This is a genomic window from Vannielia litorea (assembly GCF_019801175.1).
Classification (GTDB): Bacteria; Pseudomonadota; Alphaproteobacteria; order Rhodobacterales; family Rhodobacteraceae; genus Vannielia; species Vannielia litorea_B.
The window spans coordinates 2,028,480-2,054,378 of sequence record NZ_JAHVJR010000001.1; the positions used below are offsets into that span (position 1 = coordinate 2,028,480).

Sequence of the window (25,899 nt, forward strand, 5' to 3'; positions counted from 1 at the left end):
TCAGTAGCACCGGGGAGAAGGCATCATGCAGATCCAGTTCGAGGCTCACCGGCTCGCAGACGCACTCTCCGCCTTGCTCTGGTCCGGCCGAACCTATCGGCTCGGCGCAAAACTCGGCCTTGGTATCCCCCCTGCCCGCGCCCGCGAGAGTGCCGGCGCGATCGATTGCTCGGGCTTCACCCGCTGGGTGCTCCACCACGCCAGCAACGGCCACCTTTCCCTGAGCGGCGGCACCATGAGCCAGCGCACACAACTCGAGGCACTTGGCTATGAGCCCGTTCCAACTGAGGAAATCGCCACGCGGCAGTTACGCGAAGACCAGCACCTGCGCATCGGCTTTCGCGGCACCGAGTATGCCCGCAACGCCGATGGCAGCTACGCGCGAGACGGCGACAGGCTGGTGGTCGAAGAGGTCGGCCATGTCTGGCTGGTGATCGACGGCATGACCTTCGAAAGCAGCGAGCGCCTCAACGGAAACGGCCCGATGGTGACCGACAGCAGGGACCAGCGCTCAGATGGCGACTACCTGTTTAACCTCGGCCCGGTGCCGGGGTGGCGCCAATCCAGCTACGATATCCTCTTCGCCCATGACGCCGCGCTGAACCACGCCTGAAGCCGCCTTTAGAAACGGCGTTGAAGCCCGCCCCGCTCTGATGTCAGATGCGGCAATTGCAAGCGGAGGGTCCATGTTCGCCGTCACATCTATCTACGCCGGGCTGCTCGCCCTGTTCTTTGTTGGCCTGAGCTATGCTGTCACCGTGCGCCGCCGCAGCAAGGGCATCTCGCTCGGCGATGGCGACGACAAACGCATGCGTGCGTTGACCCGCGCTCAGGGTAATTGCGCCGAATATGCGCCAATGGGCATCCTGCTGCTCGCGCTCTCGGAGGGGCAAGGCGCGCCGGCTCTGGCCCTGCATCTCCTTGGCATCGCCCTCGTGGCAGGCCGCCTCCTTCATGCCCGCGCCCTACTCGGCCCGCGGATGAGCGTGCCCCTGCGCGTGTCCGGCATGGTGCTGACCTTCTCGGCCCTTCTGCTCATGGGCCTCGGCCTTCTGTTTCACGCGCTTTTCTGAGCCCGGAAAAATTTTGCCGAACGGGCGAATTTTTCCCTTGAACCCGCCCGGCCCCGCCGTTATCTCACCGCTACTCAACGGACGCGGGCGTAGCTCAGGGGTAGAGCATAACCTTGCCAAGGTTAGGGTCGTGAGTTCGAATCTCATCGCCCGCTCCAGAGAGTTTCCTTCACAGATCAGATCGTGAGACTGGCGCAGTTTGCGCCCTAGGCGCTTGCGTGCATGTCACCCGGCGCGAAGGCGCGAAAGCGGGCGGGATCAATCCCCTCTGCCTCGAGAGCGCGGGCCAAGAGCTCCACTGGTTCTTCGCGCGGCTCGTCGGTCAGCTGGAAGGTGCCCCAGTGAATCCCCAGCGCCTGCCGCGCGCCGACATCCTTGAAAATCTGCACCGCCTCCTCCGGTCCGACATGCTGGTTGGCCATGAACCAGCGCGGCGCGTAGGCCCCGATCGGGATGAGCGCAACATCGGGCGCACCGTGGCGGGCGCGGATGTCATGAAAGATCGCGCCGTCGCCGTATCCGGTATCCCCTGCAAACCAGATCGAACCATTCGGTGTGTCGATCCAGTGGCCCGACCAAAGCGCCATCCGCCTGTCGCGCAGCCCGCGGGACGACCAGTGGTTGGCGGGCGTCAGCGTCACATGCGCCCCCTCTCCCAGAGCAACGGACTCGTGCCAATCCGCCACCGCCACTCGCGCCCCGCGCAAAGCCCGCCGCACGGTCGCATCGGTGCCCAGCGGCATGATCATCAGCGGGGCGTGCGCCGCATGAAGGCGGCGAAGCGTGGCCAGATCGAGGTGGTCATAATGGTTGTGACTGAGCAGCACCGCGTCGATCTTCGGCAGGTCGTCAAACCGCACCCCGGGCGCGGTGACCCGCTTCGGCCCGGCAAAGCGCACCGGGCTGGCACGGTCTGACCAGACCGGATCTGTCAGAATATTCAGCCCCGCCACCTGAATAAGCACGCTCGCGTGGCCCACCATCGTTAGCCGGGGCGCGTCACTTCGAGCCGGCGGTGTGGAAGGGGTCACATCCACATGCCGTGGCCACTTTGCCCGCTCGCCATTGCGATGCCACTTCCACAGGTCACCAAAGCCCCGATCCGGCATGGGCTGGCCGGGCGAGAAAAACCGCAGCCCGTCAAAGTTGCTGCGGGCCGGGCCCGTGTAGTAGCGATTTCTGGGCATGACTTGCGGCTCCGTTCAGTGCCTCTTTCAGCTAGTCCCTCCGCGCCCGCATGCAAAGCCCACGCCGCAACATTCCGGCGCACAGCGAGCCTCCTCACGCCCATCACTATTGGTTGAAGCGTGGCCGAATTTCGCTAGGCTCTAAGCATTGATTGCGCCTGAGGGAATTTGACAGATGTGGAATTTCAAGTCCTCCCTTGCCTGGGGACTGCTGAAGCAAACCGCCGCCTTTACCGGATATCGCCTCGGGGTCTTCCTCGGGATCGCAGCCTGTTACGCGCTGCTGGCCTGGATCGGGCACATCATCGGTGTGGCGATCACCCGGAGCGCCATGCAGGGCGGGGCCAGCTTTGGCACCGTGATCGCTCTCGCACGGACCATGCCGCTCCTCTTCATCCTCATGCTTTGCGGCGGCATGGGCGTGGGCATGTGGTTTTTGCGCAAACACCTCTGTTGGTACATCCGCGCGCCGCACATGGCGCTGATGGCCGAGATCCTCGAAGGCCGTCGCCTGCCGGAAGGCAGCCAGATCAAGGCTGGTATGGCGATCGTCGCCGAGCGGTACGGCGACATGAACCGCCTCTGGGAACTGCGCGGCCAGATCGAGAAAACCCTGCCCGCAATCAACCCGCTGCTACCCCTGAGGGAGTTGTTCAGGATGAAGCCCGAGGGCAAGGGCGTTGGCATGAACCAGCCCTACCTCTGGCTTTCCGAGCGCCCGGTGGACGAGATGGTGCTGGCCCACGGGATGCGCAAACGCGCGGTGAACCCCTTTGCCGCCGCCCGCGAGGGGCTGGTGCTGCTGGCGCAGAACGGCAAGCCCGTGGTCGGCAATGCGCTGACGTTGCAGGGGCTCGGCTGGGCCTACAGCCTGCTGGCGTTCGTTGGCTGGCTCATCCTGTTCGTGCCGGTCATCCTCGTCGCACCCGGCGCGGGCCTTCTGGTTGTGATCATCAGCGGCTTCTTTGCGTGGGGCACCAAGGCCGGATTGATCGACGCCTTCACCAACGGCTGCTTGCTGCAAATCTACATCGGCGCCACCCGCGGCCAGCGGCCGAACCCCGATTGGGAGACCCGGCTGGATGCCGATGCGCCCGCCTTTGCCGCACTCGGTCAAGAGGCCGCCTCGCTCCCCGGCGGGGCTGATCGCACCACGGCCACGGCGCAGAAAACCGTGATCGGCGGCGAGATGCCCGCTGCAGCCGGAGCGGCCCCCGCGCCAAGGCCATCCGCCCCCTCCAGCGCCGCCGCACCTGTCGCAGCGGCTGCGACCACGGCCGCAGTTGCAGGAACCGCCGCCGAAGAACAGGCCGGAGCCTCGGCCTTCACCCCGCCCGCAGAGCTCATGCCCAGCGGGTTCGTTCCCCCGAAGCCCACGCCACGACCCGCCGCAGAGGTTGCGCCTGAAGCCAAGGCAGAGGCAGTACCCACAGCCCCTGCGCCAACGCCCGAGCCAACTCCAACACCGGACGCGCCTGTGGCTCCTGCGGCGGCGCCCCAACCCGAGCCTGCGCCCGCGCTGGAGCCGGACCCTGAGCCAACGCCCAAACCCGAGCCTGCACCCACGCCAGAGCCGGCCCCCGAACCCGTGCCGGAGCCCACGCCGCAACCGGCGCATCCGCCGACACCGCCTGAGACCCCGGAAAACCCGCCGCAAGAAGCACCGCCTCCCCCGCCGCCGGAGGTTCCTCAACCGACACCGCCGCAGGAAATCCCGCCAAGCGCACCGCCAGAGATTCCTCCTGCGCCCGAGGCCGAAGCCGAGCCGGAACCGGCCCCTGTGGCCGAACTCCCCCCGCTCACCGAAGCGGACAGCGTGACCACCACGCCGCAGGCGCTTGCCGAGAACCCCGAAACGCGCGCCACCCCGGCGGCTATTGCCGACCCTTGGAGCGCCCCGCCAGAGCCAGAAGTGGCGGAGGAACCCGCCGCTCCCGAGCCGCCCGAACCCGCTGCGGTTCCGCGTGACGAGGTCACACAGGCCCCGCAAGCCTTGGCTGACGATCCGGAAGCCTCCGCGACCCCGGCTGAAATCGCCGATCCTTGGGCCGCAGCCCCCGCGCCCGCGGCAGCCCCCGCGCCGCCGCAACCGGCTGCCGAGGCCGCGCCCGAAACGCCCCCAGAGCCAGCACCTGAGCCTGAGCCAGAATCCGCGCCACCGCAGATCGAGGTGCCGGAGCCTGCCCCGGCAGAGATCGCACCGGCGCCACCGCCGCCTGAGCCTCCCGCACCGCCACCGCCGCCCGCACCGCCTCAGGCGAGCGCGAAAACGGTGATCGCGCCGCTCCCCACGCTGGACGACGACAAAACCCCATCGGACGAGCGCTGACGCGCGAACAAAAACGGAGGGACGCAACCGGCTGGCGCAGGCGCGCCACAGCCCGCGTTCCTCCGAGCCAGCACCTCTTTCCCCGCGCCGCCCCCGCGCCTATACCGCCTCAGACCCGTTCCGGAGGCCCCAATGCGCACAGCCAGCGTCACCCGTGAAACCGCGGAAACCGCGATCACCGTCGAGATCGACCTCGACGGAACCGGCAGCTACGACAACGCCACTGGCGTCGGTTTCTTCGACCACATGCTTGATCAACTGGCCCGCCACGCCCTGATCGACCTTAAGGTCTCGGCCAAAGGCGACCTGCACATCGACGATCACCACACCGTCGAGGACGTAGGCATCACGCTGGGCAAAGCGCTGACCGAAGCGATGGGCGACAAGCGCGGCATCACCCGTTATGGCGCGTGCCTGCTGCCGATGGACGATGCGCTCGTTCGGGCCGCACTCGATCTTTCGGGCCGCCCCTTCCTTGTGTGGAACGTCGACTTCCCCACCCAGAAGATCGGCACCTTCGATAATGAACTGGTGCGCGAGTTCTTTCAGGCCTTCGCGACCCACGGCGGGATCACGCTGCACGTCGATGCGCTGCACGGCTTCAACAGCCACCACATCGCCGAGGCCGCCTTCAAGGCAGCGGCGCGGGCCCTGCGGGATGCGCTGGAGGCCGACCCGCGCAAGGCTGATGCGATCCCCTCGACCAAGGGCACGCTCTGAGCGCGTGGGTCTGACCGTTTGCGAGAACGTCCTTACCGACCGGGGGTCGAAATACGCCGTCTCCGGCGGCCCGGCAGACTCCAAGGCTGATGTTCAGGCCCTTCTGAAAGAGCTGAAGCGCAACAAGAAATTCGCCAAGGCGACCCACAACACATGGGCGCTCCTTTTGCCGGACGGCCCGCTGAAGGGCGATGACGGCGAGGCGGGCGCGGGCATGGTGATCGTGCGGATGCTGGAGCGCGCCGGGCTCGAGAACCATCTGGTGATCGTCACCCGCTGGTTTGGCGGCACCCACCTCGGCGGCGACCGCTTTCGCCGGGTGCAGGATTGCGTTACCCATTATCTCGACCAGATGGAGGGTTAGCCCATGTCTCTCTTTTCAAAACTCTTCGGCGGCAAGAGCCAGCCCGCCGGCCCCGAGCCGGTCGATCACAAGGGCTTTTCCATCACGCCTTGCCCCGAGAAGGCGCCCGGCGGCTTTCGGATTGGCGCGATGATCGAGAAGGATGGCCAAAGCCACCACATGATCCGCGCCGATGTCATCGCCGATGAGACCGACGCGGTGGAGGCCAGCCTGCGCAAGGCCTGCCAGATGATCGACGAACAGGGCGAGCGGCTGTTCTGACCGGCCTGCTCAGCCGAGCGACACCGTCCGGCCAACATGCCAATCCCGCACATGCCACTCGATCTCGTAGGTGGTTGAATTGATGTGATTGCCGATCCCGATGATCTTGCCGTCATGCCCCTGCGGGTTGACGTAGAAGATGGTGATCCCGTTCGACTTGCCGATCTTACCCGATGAGGTGTGGTAGACATCGTGGCCACGATACTTGCTGGTGTGCGAGCGGTTCGGCTCTTGGAACTTGCCGTGAGGCACATGCTTGTTGGGGCCGCTGGTTGCCTTGCCGGCACCATCCATGAAGGCCGCAACAACGCTCTTGATGTTTGAGCCGCGCGACTTGCGCTCGCTGGCGCCCATGTCGAGCTTGCCGGCGATCCACTCTTCCATCTGTTCGGGGGAGAGAATGCCCATCGGGCCGGTGCCATCGGCATTCGCATGCCCCGACATTACAAGGGGATCATGTGTCATGATGCAGTCCTAATCGAGAAGTTCTGAAAATGGTGGACCTCCACCCTAACGCGACAGATGCCCTTACGTAAACCCGTCTCAATTTGCAGAAAGCTCGGCCTACGGCCCCGACTGCTCCAGCCGCCCGCCCTGCCGAACCTGCACCACGCGCTTTGCCTTTCCGGTGCGGTCGTCGGTCTCCACGTAGAGGCCACAGAGCGTGGCCTCTCCCATCGCGGGCTGAAACCGCCCCTTCGCCATGCCCGTCACGAACCGGCGCATCGGCTCGTCGGGCTCCATCCCGATGACCGAGTTGTAATCGCCGCACATGCCCGCATCGGCCTGAAATGCCGTGCCTTTCGGTAGCAGCTGGGCATCGCCCGTTGGGACATGGGTGTGGGTGCCGACCACCACGCTCGCGCGGCCATCGCAAAAATGGCCCATCCCCATTTTCTCCGAGGTGGCCTCGCAATGCATGTCGATCAGCGAGGCCTGCACCAGCCCGCCGGGCACGTGCGACTTCAGCACCGGCTCGATCGCCGAGAACGGATCGTCAAAGCAGCGCTTCATGAAGACCTGCCCCAGCACCTGCGCCACCAGCACCTTGCGCCCGCCCGGCGCGTCATAGACCCGGAAGCCCTTGCCCGGCGCGTCCTTGGCAAAGTTGATCGGCCGCAGCACCCGTGGCTCCGAGCCTATGAAACTGAGCATGTCTTTCTGGTCGAAGGCATGGTCGCCGAGGGTGATCACATCGGTCCCGGCCTCCAGCAGCGCCTTGGCATGCGCACCCGAGAGACCGGCCCCCGAGGTCGCGTTCTCGCCGTTGACCACCACAAAATCGAGCCGCCACGCCTCGCGCAGGCCCGGGAGCCGCTCGGCCACCGCCGTCCGGCCCGCGCGCCCCATTACATCGCCAAGAAAGAGTATACGCATGAGAAAGCCCTAAGCTGCATCGGGTCACAGGGCAAGATGCGGTGCATTGCCGGCAGGCGCGGAGGCTCTTTAGTTGCGCTCCGCCAGCCGTTTTTCGATCGCCTCGAGGCGGGCCAAAACCGTCTCGCGGTAGGCATCGGTTGCGGCCACGCTCTCCTCTTCATGGGCGGTCTGCATGGAGTTGACGACGAGGCCAACGATCAGGTTCACCACAGCGAAGGTGGTGACCATGATAAAGGGCACGAAGAAGGCCCAGGCCCAAGGATAGACCTCCATCACCGGACGGACGATGCCCATCGACCAGCTTTCTAGCGTCATGATCTGAAACAGCGTGTAGGCCGAGGTGCCCATGTCGCCGAACCAGTCGGGGAAGGCGGCGCCGAAGAGCGTGGTGGCAATGACCGCGCCCACATAGAACAGCAGCGCCATCAGCAGGAACACGCTGGCCATGCCCGGCAATGCGGTCAGAAAGGCCTCCACCACGCGACGCAGCCGTGGCGCGACAGAGATCACCCGCAGCACCCGGAGCACCCGCAGGGCGCGCAGTACCGAGAAACCGTGGCCCGACGGCACCAGCGCTACCGCCACCACCGCCAGATCGAACAGGTTCCATCCACCGCGGAAAAACGACCACCCCCGCGCGCAGAGCCGCGCTGCGATTTCGACGACGAAGATCGCAAGGCAGATCGTGTCGATGATGACAACGAGGCTGCCCACACGGCTCATCACTTCGGGCGAGGTTTCAAGGCCGAGTACGATGGCGTTGAGCACAATCACCCCGGTTATGGCACTTTGAACGTCGCCGCGGTCGAGGAAGGCGCCGAGGCGCTCACGGAAAGTCATATTCTGGGAGGGCTCCGACTGTTGTTAAGCCGTTACTTGGGGATGCGGCGAAGCAGGGTCAACCCGATGAGCGGCAAGGTCAGAAAGTCAGCACACCGGCTTCGGTCACGATCATGTCAAGCGGCGCATCTGTCGGTTCTTGCGGCAAAAACTCCGCTTCTTGGGCAGAGTAGGCAAAGCCGATGGCAAGCACCGGGCCGTCGCGGCGGAGCAGTTCGAGCGTCCGGTCGTAGAACCCACCGCCGTAGCCCAGCCGCGCACCCGCGCGGGTGAAGGAGACCAACGGAACCACGAGAATCTCAGGCCGCATCACCTCCCCGGTCGGCTCCGAGGTGCCAAACCGCGCCGCGACCATCTCTGCCCCCGGCTCCCAGAGCCGGAACACCAGCGGCGTTGCGGGCGCGGTGATGGTGGGCAGCCCCACCGGCCCATGTGCGGCGGCCTCTTCCAGCGCGGGCAGTGGGTCGATCTCGTCGCGCATCGCCATGTAGCCCGCGAGCGGCACGCCGCGATAGCCTGCCAATATCTCCGACAGATGCCCCGCCGCATGACCGGACCACTGCACATGGGCCTCGGCCCTCCGCGCGAGGGCAGCCGCCCGGGCGGCCTTTTTCTCTTCCGCGAGGCTCACAGCAGCATCACCGCCGCCAGACCGAGGAAGGCGAAGAAGCCCACCACATCGGTCACCGTGGTCACGAAGGCGCCGGAGGCCAGCGCAGGGTCGATATCGAACTTGTCGAGCAGCACCGGCACGAGGATGCCCGCAAGCCCGGCCACCAGCAGGTTGATGATCATCGCCAGCGCCAGCACCGCGCCGAGCATGGCGGTGTCGAACCAGAACCAGCCCACAAGCCCCATCAGCACCGCAAAGGCGAGCCCGTTGACGAGGCCCACCGCCGCCTCCCGCCGGATCACACGCCAGACGTTTGAGCCGGTAAGGTCCTTGGTGGCGATGGCCCGCACCGCCACGGTGAGCGATTGCGTGCCCGCATTGCCGCCCATCGAGGCGACGATGGGCATGAGCACCGCCAGCGCCACCAATTGCGCGATGACCGCCTCGAACTGGTCGATCACCAGTGAGGCGAGGATCGCGGTCACGAGGTTCACTGCCAGCCACGGAAAGCGCAGCTTTGTGGTCTCCCACACCGAGTCCGTCACCCGGCTTTCATCGCCCACACCAGCAAGGCGCAGCAGGTCTTCCTCGGCCTCGAGGTCGAGCACCGACATGGCGTCGTCGATTGTGATCACCCCCACGAGCCGGTCGGAATGGTCGACCACAGGCACCGAGATCAGGTGATACTGGTTGAAGGCATAGGCCACCTCGCCCTCGTCCTGATCCACCGGCACGGTGCGAAAGCTGTCTTCGGTGATATCACTCAGCAGGGTTGAACGCGGGCTGGCAAGGATGCGGCCCAGTGCGACATAGCCCACCGGGTGCATCTTCGGGTCGATCAGGATGACGTGGTAGAACTGCTCGGGCAGCTCCTGCCCCTCGGCCCGCATGAAATCGATCATCTGGCCCACGTCCCAATGCTCCGGCGCGCGCACCACCTCGCGCTGCATCAGGCGGCCGGCAGATTCCTCGGGCCATGAGAGCGCCTCTTCCACCGCGATCCGGTCGGCGGCAGGCAGCGCCTCCAGAATTGCTTCCTGCTGCTCTTCCTCGAGGTCTTCCACGAGGTCGACCACATCATCGGAGTCGAGCTCCCGCACCGCCTCTGTCAGCGCCTCGGGCGAGAGAGCGCCGATCACCTCTTCGCGGATGGTTTCGTCAAGTTCCGAGAGGATCTCGCCATCGACGTTCTCGCCCCACAGCAGGATCAGTTCGCGCCGCGGACCCTCCCCGATCTGTTCCAGAAGGTCGGCGATGTCGGCGGCATGGAGAGGGTCTAGCAGCTCCGAGAGCGTGCCGGTGTCATCGTTGAAGGTCGCCTCCAGCACCGCCTGCACGAAGGGCGTTTGCAGGCCGTATTCCTGCTCTTCGCGCTCCTCGGGGAGAGGCTCGGGGCGCTCGTCCTCCTCGGCGTCGGTGATCGGCTCTCGGCTCATCGGCGGGCCTCCTTCTAGGCGTCGCGGCCAACATATTGCACGTGCGAAAAGGCGCAAGGCGCAGCGGGGCGATTGCCGCGCCCCGCGTGAATTCGCCCTTGCGGCACTGCCCGCTGTCATTTCACGCATTTACCAAGGCGCGGGCGGCGCTTACGCTTGTCGCATGTCTGCTCCCGCCTCCCCCGACGCCGCCTCCGGTGCGGCTGCCGAGACCCTCCTGCTCGGGCAGATCCTTGATTTTACCGCTGACCCTTTCTCGAGCCCGCCCGAGGACTCCGCCCGCCACCTGAGCCGCGGCGGCATCGTCCTGCGCGGCGGTCGGATTACCGAGATCGGCCCGGCCGCCCGGCTGATCGAGAGCCACGCCTCCGCCCGACGGGTGGACTATGGCGCGGCCCTGCTCCTGCCCGGCTTCGTCGATGCCCATGCCCACTATCCCCAGACCGGCATCATCGCCTCATGGGGCAAACGGCTGATCGACTGGCTCGAGGGCTACACCTTTCCGGAAGAGAGCCGCTTTGGCGATGCGCTCTATGCGGCTACCATCGCGGGGCGCTACCTCGACCTCGCGATTGCCAACGGCACCACCACCATTGCCAGCTTCTGCACCTCGCACCCCGAAAGCGTGACGGCCTTCTTTCAGGCCGCCCAGGCGCGCGGCATGGCAGTGGTGGGCGGCAAGGTGGCGATGGACCGCAACGCCCCCGATGCGCTGAAAGACACCCCCGAGCGCGCTTATGACGAGAGCAAGGCGCTGCTGCAACGCTGGCACAAGCAGGGCCGCGCACGCTACGCCATCACGCCTCGGTTCACCCCCACCTCCACCGAGGCCCAGCTTGAGGCGATGGGCGCCCTCTGGGCCGAGCACCCGGACTGTGCCATGCAGACCCATCTCTCCGAACAGGTCGAGGAAATCGCTTGGGTGAAGGAGCTCTGCCCCGATGCCGAGGATTACCTCGCCACCTACGAGAAGCACCGGCTAATCGGCCCCGGCGCGCTCTTTGGCCACGCCATCCACCTGACAGACCGCGAGCGGGCACGGCTGGCGGAGAGCGGCTCGGCGGTGGTGCATTGCCCGACCTCCAACACCTTCATCGGCTCCGGCGTCTTCGATGCCGCCGGGTTGGTTGCGGGCGGTGTGGAGGTTGGGCTGGCCACCGACACCGGGGGCGGCTCTTCCTTTTCGATGCTGCGAACGATGGGCGCGGCCTATGAGATCAGCCAGCTCAACGGCGCGGTGCTGCACCCCGCCCACCTGCTCTGGCTCGCCACCACCGGCTCCGCCAAGGCGCTGAGAATGGAGGCCGAGGTGGGCACGCTCGCGCCCGGATCGGCCGCAGACATCATCGCGCTTGATCTTGCCTCGACCCCGGCCATTGCCCAACGTGCCGCCCGCGCCCGCGACATCTGGGAGGCGCTCTTTCCGACAATGATGATGGGGGATGACCGGGCGGTGAAGGCCGTTTGGGTCAACGGAGTCAGCCGCCGCTGACCGGGCGGGTCAGCAATTGGAAGCGAGGTTGAGCACCCACTTGTCGCCCGCCTTGCCGATGCCAAAAAACCTGACATCGCGCAAAAGCATGTTCTTGTCGTGCGCCTTGGAGCCGCGCCAGCCCTTCATCAGAGCGCTGACTGAAGGGTAACCGCCGGCGATATTCTCCGCCGTCGTGCCCGAGCAACCGCGCCGCTTCATCCGGCTCCGCGAAGAGCTGCCATCCCGCCCCTTGTGCGAGAAATAGCCCTTGCGCGCCATGTCGTTGGCGTGATCCGCCGCGGCCTTCACCAAACCCGGCGCAGCGACCAGCGGCGCACGGCCCTTGGAGGCGCGATAGGCGTTGAGCGCCGCGCCGAACTCTGCGGTCAGATCACTTGCCACCAGAAGCGGCGCGGGCGAAGAGGCACGATCTGGCACCTTGGCGTTCGCCGTCCCCGCAAGGATCAGAACGGCAAGAGCGGTCGCTAAACGTTTCATGGCGTGGTCTCCTGAGCTGCGCCCATCTGAGGGCAAGGCCGAAGGGCGGTCAACCGCTCTGGGTCACTCCGCCCGCATCAGGCGGGCGGTCGCCTTTGAGGCCTGTGCTGCGATGGCGCGTGCATCGGCCTGCACCAGTTCGCCGCCTTGCACCACCACGCGCCCCTCCACGAAGAGGTCACGCACCCGCTTTGGGCCGGCCAGAAGCAGCGCCGCCCGATCCCAGTTTCCAGCGGACTCGATGGTGCTCATGTCCCAGATCGCAAGATCGGCGCGAAAGCCGGAGCGGATCTGGCCCAGATGGCTGCCCCGACCGAGCACCTCCGCCCCACCGCGCGTGGCGATGCGCAGCGCCCCGCGGGCTGGCATTGCATCCGCCCCGTCTCGAACGCGGGCCACGAGCAAGGCCATACGCGCTTCGGCCACCAGATTGCCTGCGTCATTCGAGGCGGAGCCATCCACGCCCAGCCCCACTGGCACGCCGGCATCCCGCATCGCTCGCACCGGCGCGATGCCCGAGCCGAGGCGGCAATTGGAACAAGGGCAATGGGCCACGCCGGTCTTGGTATGGGCGAACAGGTTGATCTCGCCCGCGTCCAGCTTCACGCAATGGGCATGCCACACATCCTCGCCGACCCAGCCCAGCTCCTCGGAATATTGCCCCGGACGGCAACCAAAGTTGGCCTCCGAATAGGCGATGTCTTCCTCGTTCTCAGCCAGATGGGTGTGCAGCCGCACCCCCTTTTCGCGGGCCAACAGCGCCGCGTCGCGCATCAACTCCCGGCTCACCGAAAACGGAGAACACGGCGCGAGGCCGACTTGTACCATCGCCGCATCAGAGGGGTCGTGGAAGGCCTGCACCACCCGTTCGCTATCCGCCAAGATGGCCGCCTCATCCTCCACCAGCGCGTCGGGCGGCAGCCCGCCCTTGCTCTCGCCTATGCTCATCGACCCGCGGGTGGCCAGAAAGCGGATGCCGACTTTCGAGGCCCCTTCGATGCTGTCCTCCAGCCGCGCCCCGTTCGGGAAGAGATAGAGATGATCTGAACTCATCGAACAGCCCGATAGCGCCAGTTCTGCGCAGGCCAGCTGAGCAGAGAGGCGGATATCATCCGGCGTCATCCGGCCCCAGATCGGGTAGAGCGCCTGAAGCCAGCCGAATAGCAGGGCATCCTGCCCGGCGGGAACGGCGCGGGTGAGGCTCTGAAACATGTGGTGATGCGTGTTCACCAGGCCGGGGGTCACAAGGCAGCCCTCGGCGTTGACCACGTCTGCATCGCCGGGCGCGAGGTTGGGGCCGATCTCATCGATCACACCGCCGCGCAAGCGCACGTCCAGCTCACCCTCGGTCCCGGTATCGTCCATGCAAAGCACGTGGCCGCCCCGGATGAGCCGGTGGGTCATGCGCCCTGCTCCGCCAGCAGCGCCATTGCCGCGCGGTGCAGTTCGGGCGTGGCGGCAGCGAGCGCCCTGCCCCCCTCGTGCACCGGGCCGCCCTCCCAATCCGTCACGATACCGCCCGCCGCCTCGATCACCGCAATCGGCGCGGCGATGTCGTAACTTTGCAGCCCCGCCTCGATAACGAGGTCGAGCTGCCCAAGGGCAAGCAGGGCGTAGGCGTAGCAATCCAACCCATAGCGGGTGAGCTGCACCTTGCGCGCCACCCTTTGAAACGCCGCCGCCTCAGCCTCTGTGCCGACCTCGGGAAAGGTTGTGAAGAGCGTCGCCTCCGCCAGCGAACGGCCCTCGCGCACCCTCAAAGGGGCCTCGCCGTAGGGATGGGCCAACTTCACAGCGCCCAATCCGCCCTCGAACCGCTCCGCTGTATAGGGCTGGTCGATGATGCCGTAGAACGGGCCGCGCGTGTCCTGCAAGGCGATGAGCACGCCCCAGCTTGCCGTGCCGGAGATAAAGGCGCGGGTGCCATCGATCGGGTCGAGCACCCAGGTCAGCCCGCTCTCACCCGCCTGTCGGCCGAACTCCTCACCAAGAACGGCATCTTGCGGGCGCAGCTCGGCCAGAACGGCACGCATGGCCTCTTCTGCCGCCCGGTCGGCCAATGTGACCGGGTCAAAGCCGCCTTGGCCGTCCTTGTTCTCTGCCGTCAGCGGCGTGCGGAAATACGGCAGGATCGCCGCTCGCGCAGCCTCCGCCATCGCGGCGCCGCAGGCCCGGAGTGCCGCCGCATCTTCTGCTGTCAGGTCTTCTCGTCTCATAAGGCACCCCCTGCCTGAGCCTTAGCGCAGGCGCCCCAACGAGAAAAGCGCCCCAAAGCGGGGCGCTCTCCTGAAAAACACGATTGTACGATTACAAGCGGGTCAGTTCACGTCACTCAGCACGCGGGCCAGGTCGAACAGCCGGCGACGCTGGCTTTCCGGGATCGCGTAGTAGCTGCGCACCAGTTCGAGCGCTTCGCGGTCGCCGAGGATGTCTCCCGGCACGCTCTCGCCCTCGCTCACCTCGGTCTTGGCGACCTGGGGCAGGTCTTCGCTCAGACCTTCGAAGAAAAAGGAGATCGGCACATCCAACGCATGGGAAATGTCCCAAAGACGCGATGCGCTGACGCGGTTCATGCCGGTCTCGTATTTCTGGATCTGCTGAAATTTGATCCCGACCTTCTCGGCCAGTTGTTGCTGCGTCATGCCGACCATCCACCGACGGTGCCGAACGCGCTTGCCAACATGTATGTCGACCGGATGTTTCATTAAAGTCTCCTTAAGGCTCTTCTTTCTTACTTATGTAGCAACTTCCGTGCCAAACGGCTCAGGAGGTGGGGTATTCTCTACTTTAGTTCGTAAAAAAATTTGATCGAATGCAAATTCAGGGGGTTATCCAACGACTCCCTGCGGAAAACCATGCCACAGTCATCGTTCCACGGCAAGTTTAAGGCGGAAATGAGATACAATTATGGGTTGCATTTGAGGCCCACGATCTACCATTGCAAATTGCAATTGCATAATGCGAACCGTCCACAGGATTGCGCAACTTTGGCGCACGCCCTAGTTCAGGTGCGCAAACGGAGGGAGAATTCATGAAGGCCTACCGCGTCACCGCAACGGGAGAACGACCTGCACTCACCGATGTTCCGTCGCCTGAACCGGCACCGGGCGAGGTGGCCGTTCAGATCGCGGCCTGCGGGCTCAACTTCGCCGATCTGCTGATGGTCGAAGGCACCTATCAGGATACCCCCCCTGCCCCCTTTACCCTTGGGATCGAGTTGGCTGGCGCCGTGACGGCTCTGGGCCAGGGAGTCGAAGAACTGGCTGTCGGCGACCGCATCGGCGTGTTTGGAGGCCGCGGCGGGCTCGCAGAAGAAGGCTGCTTTCCTGCTTCGCGTTGCCTCAAGCTGCCCGAGACCATGCCGTTTCACATCGCGGCGGCCTTCCTCGTGGCTTATGGCACCTCTCACCTTTCGCTCGTGCATCGCGCACGGCTGGCAAAAGGGGAGCGCCTTGTTGTCACCGGCGCGGCGGGCGGCGTGGGGCTGACCGCGGTAGAACTCGGGGCAAAGCTTGGCGCAGAGGTCGTGGCCATTGCGCGGGGCGCCGACAAGCTGGAGGTTGCCGCGAAGGCCGGGGCGACCCACCTGATCGACGCGCAGAGTGAAGATATCCGCGGTCAATTAAAGGCCCTCGGCGGCCTCGATGTGCTCTATGACACAGTGGGAGACCCGCTATTCACCGAGTGCTTCCGCGCCGCGCGCCCAGAGGCGCGGCTATTGGCCATCGGCTTCGCGGGCGGCAAGGTGCCGCAGATCAAGGCCAACCACCTGCTGGTGAAGAACCTCACCGTGATGGGGCTGTACTGGGGCGGCTACATGGGCTTTGCGCCCGAGGTGCTCACTGGCTCTCTTGGCGAACTCATGAAACTCTGGGAAACCGGCGGCCTCGACCCCCATGTCTCCCATCGCCTGCCCCTCGACCAGATCGATGAAGCGATGGACCTGATCAGGACGCGGCGCTCGACCGGTAAGGTTGTTGTTGAACCACAGCGCTAAGGGCCTCTCCGATCACGCCGCTATCCCCGACGGGCACCGACCCCATGCCGGTGCTCGGCAAACGCCCCGCGTAGGACCGCCGCAGCAACTCAGCCAGCGCCTCTTGCGCTGGGTTTTTCAGGTTCGACGCGCCGTAGAGGTTGATCCGGAACGAGCGCAGCTCAGGCAGCGCACCGCCGTGGCAGATCGGCTCCGTAGTGGGCGGGTGCATCCCCTCCAGCATCGCATGCACGGCGAGATCGGCATTCACCGTTGCCTCCACCGTGCGAGATGAGTTGGAGCTGACCTGCATCGTCCAGGGCAGGCCCGCCTCGTCGAGCGCGCGCTGTACGATGGGCTTGAAGAAGCACTTCTCTTCGAAGGCTAGCGGCAGCGGTCGCCGCCGCCATGCACAGCCACCGGGCGCGCCCACCCAGACCAGCGGCACTTCACGAAGGGTCTCGCCGCCCTCATCCATACCATCCTCGGTGGTCACGATCATGTCGCACTCGCCCTTGGCAAAATCCTCCTTGAGGCTGCGAGTGAAAGACGACACCAGATGCACCCGCACGCGCGGAAATTCGGCGGCGAAGCGCTGGAGCATCCGGGGGATGTAGCCCAGAACGATATCATGAGGCACGCCAAGCACGATCTGGCCCTCGAACTCCTCCGCCGTCAGCCGCGTGATCGCCTCATCATTCAACGTCAGCATCCGCCGGGCATAGCTGAGCAGTTGCTCGCCGGCCGGGGTAAGTGCGATCTGCCGCTGCGAGCGATCCAACAGCTTCTGGTCCAGCGACTCTTCCAACCGCTTCAACTGCATCGAGACAGCCGATTGCGTGATGTTGAGTTGGACTGCCGCGCGGGTGACGCCGGCACAATCGGCGACTGTCACGAAGCTGCGTAGGGCGGTCAGGTCCAGATTGCGTGGCATCATCAAGCTCCGTGATGGCTGGCGTCACAAACATTCGTTTTCAATATGCCATGTCATCCGCCATATATCAATCATCCTGATCAAACAGATCGCAACGTTCACAGATAGCAAAGGATCGGACCGATGAGCTTCCCCGCCTCCACCCTCTCCTCCGGCGCCCTGTCCGGACACCACCCCGCCGCCATCCGCGGCAGCCTGATGACCCGCGCCCTGAACCTTCTCGCCCTGCGCCGCCAACGCCGCGCACTTGCCCGGCTCGACGCCGAATTGCTGAAGGATATCGGCATTACACCTGACGAAGCCCGCACCGAGGCGGCGCGTCGTCTGTGGGACGTTCCCCCGGGCTGGCGGTCCTAATCCCGCCAACCCATGAGAGCGGCGCTTCCCCCCGAGTGCGCCGCTCTCGAAATCTTTGGGTCGAAACAGCATGTTTCCCCGCCAGAACCACTTGAAATCAAGGCCGACTGTGCCGATATTTGACACCAAGCAGTGCGTCCGCCGGGCGTGCTGACCCAAACTTTGTGCAAATGGAGGCATGAATGGCAGAGACTGGACCGATCCGCACGATGGGCGCAGGCGTCCGTACGGCGCAGATCGACGAGGGCCTCCGGGCCCATATGAGCAAGGTTTATGGCACGATGTCGGTGGGCCTGCTGCTGACCGCGGCCGTGGCATGGGCTATCGGCACCAACGACGCGCTGGTGATGCAGATATTCGCCACACCGCTGCGCTGGGTCGTCATGTTCGCCCCGCTGATCCTGATCTTCGCCTTCGGCGCCATGGTTAACCGCATGTCGGCTGCCGCGGCACAGCTCTTCTTCTACGGCTTCTCCGCCGTGATGGGCCTGTCGATCAGCTGGATCTTCGCCGCTTACACCGACTTCTCGATCGCCCAGACCTTCCTTGTCACCGCGATCGCCTTCGCCGGTCTGTCCCTCTGGGGCTACACCACCAAGAAGGACATCTCGGGCTGGGGCAGCTTCCTGATCATGGGTGTCATCGGCATCCTGGTGGCTTCGATCATCAACATCTGGCTGCAAAGCCCGGGCATGATGTTCGCCATCTCGATCCTCGGCGTACTGATCTTCGCGGGCCTCACCGCCTACGACACCCAGAACATCAAGAACACCTATATCGCCCACGCGGCGCATGGGGATCAGGAATGGCTCGGCAAGGCCGCCGTCATGGGCGCACTGAGCCTCTACCTGGACTTCATCAACATGTTCATGTTCCTGCTCTCGCTGATGGGCGGGCGTGAATAAGCCGCAAGGCTGACAGACCAACAGTCAAAGGGCCGCCCATCGGGGCGGCCCTTTTTCGTTGTCAGGCTCAGGCTGCGCCAGGGGCAGCAGCCGGGCGCGGAGCGGAGCGGACCTGCCCCGGCAAGGCCTGCCGCCGCCATTCGCCCGCTTCAACTAACGCCAAGAATGCCGCAACATCCTGACGTGATGCCAAACGGACCACCCCGAGATGCTCCGGCGGCTCCGCCACAAGTTCGGCGATCCGGGCGCGTGAGACCTTGCGCGTGCGCCATATCCAGATGAAGAAGTCGAGCGCCCCCTTGTCCAGCCGCTCCACGCAGCCTTCGGGCAGGTCCGGGCGTGTCTTCCCCAAGTATCGCAGTTGCCGACGGATCACCCGGAAGAGTCTTAGCCCAACCGGAAAATCCAGCCAGATCATCAGGTCGGCCCGCGCCATCCGCTGCTCATAGGTCCGCGAGTGGCCACCCTCGAAAATCCACCGCGCCTTGCGGTGAACCTCCTGGGTCATCCAATCCTTCACCTCCGCCTCGCGCGGCACCCAACCCGGCGCATAGTGGATGTGGTCCATGTGGAACACGGGCAAACCGGTGACCGCCCCCAGCGCCCGCGCCAGGGTGGATTTGCCCGAACCGGGCCCTCCTACGATCATCACCCGTTCCATACCTGCAATTCTGCGCCGCGGCGCGACACTTCGCAAGTGCGGCACAGATCACAAATCGCTACACATCTGCACCGCAGGAAACTCGAGACCGGGCGCAAGAGTCACGGTGATCTCCGCCTGAGGGACAAAGCCCACCGCGGCGTAGAACGGCTCAGCTGTGACGGTCGAGTAGCACATCATGCGCCGAACTCCGGCGAGTTGCGCCTCGAAGAGGGCGTGCTCCAGCAGCGCCCGCCCCACCCCGTGCCGCGTCGCGTGGGGCGCGGTGGCGACATGTCGGATATGCCCCACCTCGCGTGGCCCCGTCGCCCCGCCACTGGGGGCGTGATACGTCCAGCCGCCTGCCGCCAGCAGACCGTCTCCGGTGTCGGCAAGGTAGTAGGTGCCGCAGGACAGCAGCGAAGAGCGCGGACGGGTGATGTAGGGAAGCGCCTGCGCCAAGGCCTCGGCGGGGTAATCCGGTGCCAGCAGAGTGGCGTAGGAGGTGGCCAGCAGCTTGCCCACCGGGGCCACATCGCCCATGCGGGCGGGGCGGATGGTGAAGGGCGGCAGAGCGGGGCGAGGGATGTGCCCGGGCGTGTCTCTGATGTGGGTCTGCATGGCATGGCCTCCTTGGGACCTGTTGGGGAGGAGGCTCGCGGGGTGCTGGCTGTCTGAAAAAGAAAAACCGCGCGAGCCTTGGGGCGTCGTGCGGTTTTCTGAGCTTTCCGTGGGTAGAAGGGCTTACTTGATCTTGCCTTCCTTGTACTCCACGTGCTTCCGCGCGACCGGGTCGTATTTGCGTACGACCATCTTCTCGGTCATGGTGCGAGCGTTCTTCTTGGTCACATAGAAGTGGCCAGTGTCGGCGGTGGAGTTCAGCCGGATCTTGATGGTGGTCGGTTTGGCCATCTGTCTTGTCCTCTTGCGGGGGGAGCGCGCACGGGGGCGCTCCGCATGTGTACCTTGGAGCCCGCCTTTTACCCGCGCCAATCCCTGAGTCAACCGCCCCTGAGCGGGATCGGCAAAAATAATCGCGCGGATGGCCTGTAAGCCGGATTCTGTCCGCCCTTTCGGGCGGGGTGGCCATTCATCTCGGGCGCGCGTTGCCGCGCCCCCTCTAGCTGCCAACCCGAGCCCCGAGGCCGAAGCGGCCCATGTGAGGCTCCTATTTGGCATTGCTCCCGGTGGGGCTTGCCATGCCGGTGCTGTTGCCAGCCCCGCGGTGGGCTCTTACCCCACCGTTTCACCCTTACTTGGCTGGGCCAAGCGGTCTGTTCTCTGTGGCGCTATCCGTCGGGTTGCCCCGCCCGGGCGTTACCCGGCACCGTTGCTTCGTGGAGTCCGGACTTTCCTCGGGGTTGTCCCCGCAGCCACCCGGCCATCCGCGCGAAGGCCCGGATAGGCGAGTTGGCGGGGCCGGTCAAGCGCAGGTCGGGACCTTCACTACCCGCAACTCACGCCAGCGCGGCACCCGGATCCACTGGATACTGTGCCGCAAGGTCGACCATTCGAGCGCAGTCCACGCCGTCCAGCTCGCCCGTCACGCCGGGGCGGAACCGGTCGCGAAACGCCTGAAGCAGAACCTCCCGCTCCACTTCGGCGGTGTAGCCGAACACCCGCGCATCCTGCATGAAGCGGTCCCAGTCCGCACTTTGACCGACCGCCTCGCTCCAAACCGCCAGCCCCTGTAGCGCCAGCCGCCGCCAATCGAATCGCGGGCCGGGATCGATCTTGCGGCCCGGCGCAATGTCGGAGTGGCCCAGCACCCGCTCGGGCGGCACATGCCAGCGCTCCATGATCCGGGCCACCAGCGCCTCCACGCTCCGCATCTGCGGCGCGGCGAAGGGCTCCTTGGCGGCGTTGACGATCTCGATGCCGATCGAGCGGGAGTTCACATCATCACAGGCCCCCCAGCGCCCGACGCCCGCGTGCCATGCGCGCATGGCCTCATCGACCATCTGCCACACCTCTCCCTCCGGGCTCACCACATAATGCGCCGAAACCTCCGCCTCGGGGTTGGCGAGACGTTTCAGCACGGTCGCGGTGTCTGGCATCGCCGTGTAGTGCAGCAACACGATATCAGGCTGCGCCCCGTCACGCCGCTCGCCTTGGTTGGGGGTGGGGTAACTCTGGACCTTCACACCAAGACTCCGAATTTTCGATGAAAATTCGTGGCCAGCCTCAGCCCTTGGCCGCGCGGAAGGGGCGCGGATCCCAGCCACAAGCAAAACCGTCGCCATCGGGATCCATCCCGAGCCGGTCTTTCTGCGGCCCGCCAGCGGCAAGGAAGGCCTGCTGCGCGACCGCGGCCGAGGGCTGGCTTGAGCAGGCCCGGTCATACTTCCGCTGGCTGGTGAAACCACGGCGATAGATCTGTTGGCCCGGCTGATTGGTGGTCGAGAGCGCGTATTCGGCAAGGTTCGGACCGGTGTCTTGCGGGCGGTCGGGCAGCGCCGTTACGGGCGCCTGCTCGAACTGGGCGCGCTGCTGGGCGATCCGCTGCGCATCGCTCTGGATCGACTCGCGGGAGGAGACCGCTTCGAAAGACTGCTCATCCGAGATTGACCCGTTGTTGCCGCCGCTCGCAGGCACCGTGCCGCTGCGCACCGGCGCGGGGGCCGGGGCTGCTGGCGTGATCACGCCGCCGGTGGAGGCGGGTGTGCGCCCGAGCGCTGCGTCGATTTCGGCAGCCGTTGGGGCGCCGGTGGCAGAGGGCGCATCGGCGGAGGGGTAGCTATCGGCCGAGGCCACTGGGCCAGCGGGCGGCTGCACGGTCTGCCGTTGCGAGGTCGCCAGAGCGGCATCACGCTGCCGCTGTGCATCGTAGCTCTCGTAGTCGCCAAAGCCGACGCCTGAACCGCTGTCGGGGATCGCGGTGCCACAGGCCGTAAGGGCCAGAACCGCACACAGGCTCAGACACGAAGGAAGCCATGCTCGCATGGGAAAACTCTCTGCTCTTTGTTTTGCCTTGGGCCGGGGGTTTACCACCATTTGCCCGGTTTGGCCACAAACCCCGCCGCCTGCTCCAGCGCATAGGCGGTGTTCATCAGGTCGCCCTCTTCCCACGGCCGCCCGATGAGTTGGAGCCCCAGCGGCAGACCGTTGGCACTGGTGCCGGTGGGCACGGCAATGCCGGGCAGACCCGCGAGGTTGACGGTCACGGTGAACACATCGTTGAGATACATCTGCACCGGATCGGCCTCGGCCATCTCGCCCAGCCCGAAGGCGGCGGATGGGGTGGCTGGGGTCAGGATCGCATCCACACCCGCGGCAAAAACCTCGTCGAAGTCGCGCTTGATCAGGGCACGCACCTTGCGGGCGCGGTTGTAATAGGCGTCGTAGTACCCGGCGGAGAGCACATAGGTCCCCACCATCACCCGGCGCTTCACCTCGGCGCCAAAGCCCTCGGCGCGGGTCTTCTCGTACATCTCCACGATGCCGTCACCCTGCGCCAGCTTGGCCCGGTGGCCGAAGCGAACGCCGTCGTAGCGGGCGAGGTTGGAGGAGGCCTCGGCGGGCGCGATCACATAGTAGGCGGGCAGCGCATACTTGGTGTGCGGCAACGAGATGTCGCGGATCTCGGCGCCCGCGGCCTTCAGCATCTCCACGCCTTCGGCCCAGAGCGCCTCGATCTCTTCAGGCATGCCCTTCATCCGGTATTCCTTCGGAATCCCGATCACCTTGCCCTTGATGTCGCCAGTCAACATGGCCTCGAAATCCGGCACCGCCAGCTCGGCAGAGGTGCTGTCCTTCGGGTCATGCCCGGCCATGGCCTGAAGCATGATCGCGCAGTCGCGCACATCCTTGGTCATCGGCCCGGCCTGATCGAGCGAGGAGGCGAAGGCGATGATGCCCCAGCGGCTGACCCGTCCGTAGGTGGGTTTCAGGCCGGTGATGCCGGTGAAGGCGGCAGGCTGGCGGATCGAGCCGCCGGTATCGGTGCCGGTGGCGGCAAGGCAGAGGTCAGCCGCAACAGCAGAGGCGGAGCCGCCCGAGGAGCCGCCGGGCGTCAGCGCCGCATCGTCATTGCCGCGCCGCCAGGGGTTCACCGCGTTACCGTATGTAGAGGTCTCGTTGCTCGACCCCATGGCGAACTCGTCCATGTTCAGCTTGCCCAGCATCACAGCGCCCGCGTCGAAGAGCTGGCTGGTGACGGTGCTCTCATACTCGGGCTTGAAGCCACCAAGGATGGCCGAAGCCGCCTGCGAGTTTACGCCCTTGGTGCAGAACAAGTCCTTGATACCCAGCGGAATGCCGCACATCGCCGGCGCATCGCCAGCCTTGATCCGCGCATCGGCGGCCTTGGCCTGCTCCAGCGCGATCTCTGGCGTGTGGAGAACGAAGGCATTCAGCGCCCCCGCCCCCTCGATGGCCGAAAGGCAGGCCTCGGTGATCTCGACAGAGGTGGTTTCTCCCTTGCGCAGCGCATCGCGGGCACCGGCAATCGTCAGTTTGGTCAGATCGGACATCACTCAACCACCTTCGGCACGGCAAAGAACCCCTCGCGGGCGTCGGGCGCGTTGGCCAGCACGGCCTGCGGCTGGCTGCCATCCGTCACCACATCCTCGCGCCGCTTCAGCCGCATCGGCGTGACCGACACCATCGGCTCCACGCCCTCCACATCCACTTCGGAGAGTTGCTCGATGAACCCGAGGATCGCGTTGAACTCGCCTGCAAGCGCGGGCAGCTCCTCTTCCGGCACGGCGATCCGGGCCAGATGCGCCACACGGCGCGCGGTTTCGGTGTCGATCGACATGGCGAGGCTCCTATCGGCTGTCGTTCGCCCGTTTATCGCCAGCGCCAATGGGCTGCAAGCGGTGGACGCTCCTGCAACCGCACCCTAGGTTCACCGCAACAGCAAATTCGGAGGCTCCCCATGAAACTCACTTGGCTCGGACACGGCAGCTGGCGGCTTGAAGCAGAGCAGGCAGTGATCCTGATCGACCCCTGGCTCGACGGCAACCCCGCCTTCCCCGAAGACCGGAAAGACGAAGCGTTGGAGGGCGCGACCCACGTGTTGCTGACCCACGGCCATGACGACCACATCGCCGGTGTGCCGGAGATGGCTAAGGACCGCGGTCTGCCCGTTTTCACCATGGTCGAACTGGCCGGACAGCTCGAAGGCGTCGAGGCCACCGGCTTCAACAAGGGCGGCACGGTCGACCTTGGCGGAGTGCAGGTCACGATGGTGCCCGCCTCCCACTCCACCTCCTACAATGGCGGCGCGGCCGGCACCGAGGTGGGCTATGTGCTCAAGGGTGACAGCAAATGCGTGTATTTCTCGGGCGATACCGGGATCATGGCCGACATGGAGTGGATCGGCGCCTATTTCGAGCCCGATATCGGCATCCTCTCCTGCGGTGGCTTCTACACGATGGACATGGAGCAGGCCGCATGGGCCTCCAAACGCTACTTCGATTTCGAGATCGTCATCCCCTCCCACTACAAGACCTTCCCGGCACTCGCGCAGGATGCTGAGGCGCTGAAGAAGGGGCTGAAAGGTGTGGACGTTCTGGAGCCGGGCGTGTTGGAGACGGTCGAACTCTGATCAGGCGCACTGCTCAGGGTGCGGGTTTACCATGCGTTAAATTTTCGCCCTCCGGTTGCAGAAATTTCTAGCCGGAGGGCCTCAGGCGTGGCACGGTCGCGGCATTCATTGCGACTCGCGAACTCATTTCAGTTCCCCACCACATCTGAGAAAAACCATGATAGAACAGTACTTTCGCAAAGGCATTTGCCTTGACTGGCACAAGCCGACCAACGTCGATGCCGCCCGTGATGGGCAAATTCACCACCGCATTCGCCACTCCTCCCCGTTGATCTACGATGGGCTCGCCGCCGATCCGGGTGCATGGGATGCCGCCTTCAACCACACGCCGCCTTCCGCGATCGGCCTCACCAGCCGGATGAACATCCACCATAAATGGCTGGATTACCGCCCCGGCGCGACCGCGCGCTGCCATCGGGGCCACAATGACGTGCTTACCGGGTTCATGAGCGGCTGCCTCATTGTCACATGGACGGATGCCACAGGGGATCAGTGGGTCGGCCATGTGGGCACCGTCGAGTCCGAGCCGCCCAACGGGCCGACCAACACCCTCGTCAAAACCACCGCGCGCGGGGCGATGACCGCCAACGCCGATGGCTTCAACCCCGCCGCCGCATGGACCCCGATGGAGCTGGGCAACCTCTGCGCCGCCGCCGCTGTGAATATGCCGCTCGGTGCAATCGGGGGAGCGCCCCATATCATGGCACTGGTCACCTCAGGGGGCGTGTTCCACTCCATCGCCCTGATGCTACACGCGCAAAGCAAGTATGTGGTCCTCGGTAGCAAGCAGGTTCCGGGCATGGGCAACGGGGCGCTTCTGGCCGCCCTCAACTGACCGGACACATGGCGCGCCAGACCGGGATACCGCTGCGCGCCCTTCGCCACAGGCTATCTGCGTTGCGCGAAGAACTCCTTTAGCAGAGCGGCGGCCTCCTCCTCCGCAATGCCACCCAGCACCTCAGGCGCATGATGCGCCTGAGCATGGGAGAAGACACGGGGCCCATGATCGACCCCACCGCTTTTGGGGTCCGCCGCTCCGTACACAACGCGGGCGATCCGGGCAGCGGCGATCACCGCAGCGCACATGGCACAGGGCTCCAGCGTGACGTAGAGCACATGGCCGGGCAGCCGCTCGCTGCCCGCATCCGCACAGGCGGCACGGATCACCAGCATCTCGGCATGCGCGGAAGGGTCGTTCATCTCGCGAGTCCGGTTGCCAGCCCGCGCCACCACCTCGCCGCCCGGCGCAACCAGCACCGCGCCCACCGGCACCTCGCCCCGCGCGGCGGCGGCCCGCGCCTCTGCCAGCGCGTCTTCCATATGGCTCGTAAAGCTCATCCCCTTCCCCTGCCCCGCACCCG

The 25,899-nt window shown here is 65.5% G+C and carries 31 protein-coding genes, 1 tRNA gene and 1 other RNA gene; 13 read left to right on the forward strand and 20 right to left on the reverse strand.

Annotated elements, in window-relative coordinates:
• The first annotated feature begins 25 nt into the window (after window positions 1–25).
• The 3 genes from KUV38_RS09865 to KUV38_RS09875 all read left to right on the forward strand — a co-directional run bounded on the left by KUV38_RS09865 (window position 26) and on the right by KUV38_RS09875 (window position 1,231).
• The gene (locus KUV38_RS09865) at window positions 26–613 is read left to right on the forward strand and encodes a hypothetical protein (RefSeq protein ID WP_222469881.1); all 588 of its coding nucleotides are present in this window, start codon (window positions 26–28) and stop codon (window positions 611–613) included.
• A 73-nt stretch (window positions 614–686) separates the two neighbouring features.
• Entirely contained in the window at window positions 687–1,073 is a 387-nt protein-coding gene (locus KUV38_RS09870) for an MAPEG family protein (protein WP_222469882.1), read from the forward strand.
• A gap of 83 nt (window positions 1,074–1,156) precedes the next feature.
• Window positions 1,157–1,231 (forward strand) — tRNA-Gly (locus tag KUV38_RS09875).
• Between the two features lie 48 nt (window positions 1,232–1,279).
• On the opposite strand, the gene KUV38_RS09880 is transcribed toward KUV38_RS09875, so the two are convergent.
• The gene (locus tag KUV38_RS09880) at window positions 1,280–2,260 is read right to left on the reverse strand and encodes an MBL fold metallo-hydrolase (protein ID WP_222469883.1); all 981 of its coding nucleotides are present in this window, start codon (window positions 2,258–2,260) and stop codon (window positions 1,280–1,282) included.
• Window positions 2,261–2,435: 175 nt separating this feature from the next.
• Here KUV38_RS09880 and KUV38_RS09885 point away from each other — a divergent pair, with 175 nt between their 5' ends.
• From KUV38_RS09885 to KUV38_RS09900, 4 genes are all read left to right on the forward strand, one after another.
• On the forward strand, window positions 2,436–4,589 hold the full coding sequence (locus KUV38_RS09885) for a hypothetical protein (protein ID WP_222469884.1): 2,154 nt from the start codon (window positions 2,436–2,438) through the stop codon (window positions 4,587–4,589).
• A 132-nt stretch (window positions 4,590–4,721) separates the two neighbouring features.
• Window positions 4,722–5,309 (forward strand): imidazoleglycerol-phosphate dehydratase HisB, encoded by a 588-nt coding sequence (gene hisB / locus KUV38_RS09890; protein ID WP_222469885.1) that lies wholly within the window; start codon window positions 4,722–4,724, stop codon window positions 5,307–5,309.
• Window positions 5,310–5,319: 10 nt separating this feature from the next.
• Window positions 5,320–5,673, forward strand: a complete 354-nt coding sequence (locus KUV38_RS09895; RefSeq protein ID WP_261385336.1) for a YigZ family protein — start codon at window positions 5,320–5,322, stop codon at window positions 5,671–5,673.
• 3 nt (window positions 5,674–5,676) lie between these two features.
• Window positions 5,677–5,934, forward strand: a complete 258-nt coding sequence (locus KUV38_RS09900; protein ID WP_222469887.1) for an HlyU family transcriptional regulator — start codon at window positions 5,677–5,679, stop codon at window positions 5,932–5,934.
• A 9-nt stretch (window positions 5,935–5,943) separates the two neighbouring features.
• Here KUV38_RS09900 and KUV38_RS09905 read toward each other — a convergent pair whose 3' ends face one another.
• The 5 genes from KUV38_RS09905 to mgtE form a co-directional block, all read right to left on the reverse strand.
• Entirely contained in the window at window positions 5,944–6,399 is a 456-nt protein-coding gene (locus KUV38_RS09905; RefSeq protein WP_222469888.1) for a hypothetical protein, read from the reverse strand.
• Between the two features lie 99 nt (window positions 6,400–6,498).
• The gene (locus tag KUV38_RS09910) at window positions 6,499–7,311 is read right to left on the reverse strand and encodes a YmdB family metallophosphoesterase (RefSeq protein ID WP_222469889.1); all 813 of its coding nucleotides are present in this window, start codon (window positions 7,309–7,311) and stop codon (window positions 6,499–6,501) included.
• 69 nt (window positions 7,312–7,380) lie between these two features.
• Window positions 7,381–8,154 (reverse strand): ion transporter, encoded by a 774-nt coding sequence (locus KUV38_RS09915; RefSeq protein ID WP_222469890.1) that lies wholly within the window; start codon window positions 8,152–8,154, stop codon window positions 7,381–7,383.
• Between the two features lie 79 nt (window positions 8,155–8,233).
• The gene (locus KUV38_RS09920; protein WP_222469891.1) at window positions 8,234–8,785 is read right to left on the reverse strand and encodes a 5-formyltetrahydrofolate cyclo-ligase; all 552 of its coding nucleotides are present in this window, start codon (window positions 8,783–8,785) and stop codon (window positions 8,234–8,236) included.
• Window positions 8,782–10,203: a magnesium transporter gene (gene mgtE / locus KUV38_RS09925; protein ID WP_222469892.1), complete on the reverse strand. Its 1,422-nt coding sequence runs from the start codon at window positions 10,201–10,203 to the stop codon at window positions 8,782–8,784. Before mgtE ends, KUV38_RS09920 begins: the two co-directional genes overlap by 4 nt.
• 163 nt (window positions 10,204–10,366) lie before the next feature.
• Here mgtE and guaD point away from each other — a divergent pair, with 163 nt between their 5' ends.
• Window positions 10,367–11,695, forward strand: coding sequence for a guanine deaminase (guaD, locus tag KUV38_RS09930; protein ID WP_222469893.1), 1,329 nt, complete (start codon window positions 10,367–10,369; stop codon window positions 11,693–11,695).
• Between the two features lie 9 nt (window positions 11,696–11,704).
• Here guaD and KUV38_RS09935 read toward each other — a convergent pair whose 3' ends face one another.
• From KUV38_RS09935 to KUV38_RS09950, 4 genes are all read right to left on the reverse strand, one after another.
• Window positions 11,705–12,175 (reverse strand): CAP domain-containing protein, encoded by a 471-nt coding sequence (locus KUV38_RS09935; protein WP_222469894.1) that lies wholly within the window; start codon window positions 12,173–12,175, stop codon window positions 11,705–11,707.
• 63 nt (window positions 12,176–12,238) lie between these two features.
• Window positions 12,239–13,579, reverse strand: a complete 1,341-nt coding sequence (locus KUV38_RS09940; RefSeq protein ID WP_222469895.1) for an 8-oxoguanine deaminase — start codon at window positions 13,577–13,579, stop codon at window positions 12,239–12,241.
• A complete protein-coding gene (locus KUV38_RS09945; RefSeq protein WP_261385193.1) occupies window positions 13,576–14,391 on the reverse strand; it encodes an inositol monophosphatase family protein in 816 nt (271 codons plus the stop codon). The genes KUV38_RS09940 and KUV38_RS09945 overlap by 4 nt, the downstream gene beginning before the upstream one ends.
• A gap of 102 nt (window positions 14,392–14,493) precedes the next feature.
• Window positions 14,494–14,880 carry a helix-turn-helix domain-containing protein gene (locus tag KUV38_RS09950; protein WP_222469896.1) on the reverse strand — a complete coding sequence of 129 codons (387 nt, stop codon included), beginning with the start codon at window positions 14,878–14,880 and terminating at the stop codon, window positions 14,494–14,496.
• A 326-nt stretch (window positions 14,881–15,206) separates the two neighbouring features.
• Here KUV38_RS09950 and KUV38_RS09955 point away from each other — a divergent pair, with 326 nt between their 5' ends.
• Window positions 15,207–16,172, forward strand: a complete 966-nt coding sequence (locus KUV38_RS09955; protein WP_222469897.1) for an NADPH:quinone oxidoreductase family protein — start codon at window positions 15,207–15,209, stop codon at window positions 16,170–16,172.
• Here the strand turns inward: KUV38_RS09955 and KUV38_RS09960 are convergent.
• On the reverse strand, window positions 16,123–17,085 hold the full coding sequence (locus KUV38_RS09960; protein ID WP_222469898.1) for a LysR family transcriptional regulator: 963 nt from the start codon (window positions 17,083–17,085) through the stop codon (window positions 16,123–16,125). The two genes, KUV38_RS09955 and KUV38_RS09960, sit on opposite strands and share 50 nt — an antisense overlap.
• Before the next feature lie 123 nt (window positions 17,086–17,208).
• Here KUV38_RS09960 and KUV38_RS09965 point away from each other — a divergent pair, with 123 nt between their 5' ends.
• Together KUV38_RS09965 and KUV38_RS09970 are read left to right on the forward strand one after the other, a co-directional pair.
• Window positions 17,209–17,442 (forward strand): DUF1127 domain-containing protein, encoded by a 234-nt coding sequence (locus KUV38_RS09965; protein WP_222469899.1) that lies wholly within the window; start codon window positions 17,209–17,211, stop codon window positions 17,440–17,442.
• Between the two features lie 182 nt (window positions 17,443–17,624).
• The gene (locus tag KUV38_RS09970) at window positions 17,625–18,347 is read left to right on the forward strand and encodes a Bax inhibitor-1 family protein (protein ID WP_222469900.1); all 723 of its coding nucleotides are present in this window, start codon (window positions 17,625–17,627) and stop codon (window positions 18,345–18,347) included.
• 67 nt (window positions 18,348–18,414) lie between these two features.
• Here the strand turns inward: KUV38_RS09970 and KUV38_RS09975 are convergent, their stop codons facing one another.
• The 8 genes from KUV38_RS09975 to gatC all read right to left on the reverse strand — a co-directional run bounded on the left by KUV38_RS09975 (window position 18,415) and on the right by gatC (window position 23,746).
• Entirely contained in the window at window positions 18,415–19,008 is a 594-nt protein-coding gene (locus KUV38_RS09975) for an AAA family ATPase (RefSeq protein ID WP_222469901.1), read from the reverse strand.
• Window positions 19,009–19,056: 48 nt separating this feature from the next.
• Window positions 19,057–19,608: a GNAT family N-acetyltransferase gene (locus KUV38_RS09980; RefSeq protein WP_261385194.1), complete on the reverse strand. Its 552-nt coding sequence runs from the start codon at window positions 19,606–19,608 to the stop codon at window positions 19,057–19,059.
• Between the two features lie 123 nt (window positions 19,609–19,731).
• Window positions 19,732–19,899 (reverse strand): 50S ribosomal protein L33, encoded by a 168-nt coding sequence (gene rpmG, locus KUV38_RS09985; RefSeq protein WP_012179442.1) that lies wholly within the window; start codon window positions 19,897–19,899, stop codon window positions 19,732–19,734.
• A gap of 122 nt (window positions 19,900–20,021) precedes the next feature.
• An RNA gene (gene rnpB / locus KUV38_RS09990) (RNase P RNA component class A) lies at window positions 20,022–20,376 on the reverse strand.
• A 68-nt stretch (window positions 20,377–20,444) separates the two neighbouring features.
• Window positions 20,445–21,131 carry an N-acetylmuramoyl-L-alanine amidase gene (locus KUV38_RS09995; RefSeq protein WP_315898611.1) on the reverse strand — a complete coding sequence of 229 codons (687 nt, stop codon included), beginning with the start codon at window positions 21,129–21,131 and terminating at the stop codon, window positions 20,445–20,447.
• 40 nt (window positions 21,132–21,171) lie between these two features.
• Complete coding sequence (locus KUV38_RS10000) at window positions 21,172–21,930, reverse strand: hypothetical protein (protein WP_222469903.1); 759 nt, start codon at window positions 21,928–21,930, stop codon at window positions 21,172–21,174.
• A gap of 41 nt (window positions 21,931–21,971) precedes the next feature.
• Window positions 21,972–23,459 (reverse strand): Asp-tRNA(Asn)/Glu-tRNA(Gln) amidotransferase subunit GatA, encoded by a 1,488-nt coding sequence (gatA, locus tag KUV38_RS10005; RefSeq protein ID WP_222469904.1) that lies wholly within the window; start codon window positions 23,457–23,459, stop codon window positions 21,972–21,974.
• The gene (gatC, locus tag KUV38_RS10010) at window positions 23,459–23,746 is read right to left on the reverse strand and encodes an Asp-tRNA(Asn)/Glu-tRNA(Gln) amidotransferase subunit GatC (protein WP_222469905.1); all 288 of its coding nucleotides are present in this window, start codon (window positions 23,744–23,746) and stop codon (window positions 23,459–23,461) included. Before gatC ends, gatA begins: the two co-directional genes overlap by 1 nt.
• A gap of 120 nt (window positions 23,747–23,866) precedes the next feature.
• Here gatC and KUV38_RS10015 point away from each other — a divergent pair, with 120 nt between their 5' ends.
• Both KUV38_RS10015 and KUV38_RS10020 read left to right on the forward strand, forming a co-directional pair.
• Window positions 23,867–24,538 carry a metal-dependent hydrolase gene (locus KUV38_RS10015; RefSeq protein WP_222469906.1) on the forward strand — a complete coding sequence of 224 codons (672 nt, stop codon included), beginning with the start codon at window positions 23,867–23,869 and terminating at the stop codon, window positions 24,536–24,538.
• Between the two features lie 157 nt (window positions 24,539–24,695).
• Window positions 24,696–25,373: a hypothetical protein gene (locus tag KUV38_RS10020; protein ID WP_222469907.1), complete on the forward strand. Its 678-nt coding sequence runs from the start codon at window positions 24,696–24,698 to the stop codon at window positions 25,371–25,373.
• A gap of 53 nt (window positions 25,374–25,426) precedes the next feature.
• Here KUV38_RS10020 and KUV38_RS10025 read toward each other — a convergent pair whose 3' ends face one another.
• Window positions 25,427–25,876 (reverse strand): nucleoside deaminase, encoded by a 450-nt coding sequence (locus tag KUV38_RS10025; RefSeq protein ID WP_222469908.1) that lies wholly within the window; start codon window positions 25,874–25,876, stop codon window positions 25,427–25,429.
• Window positions 25,877–25,899: the final 23 nt, after the last annotated feature.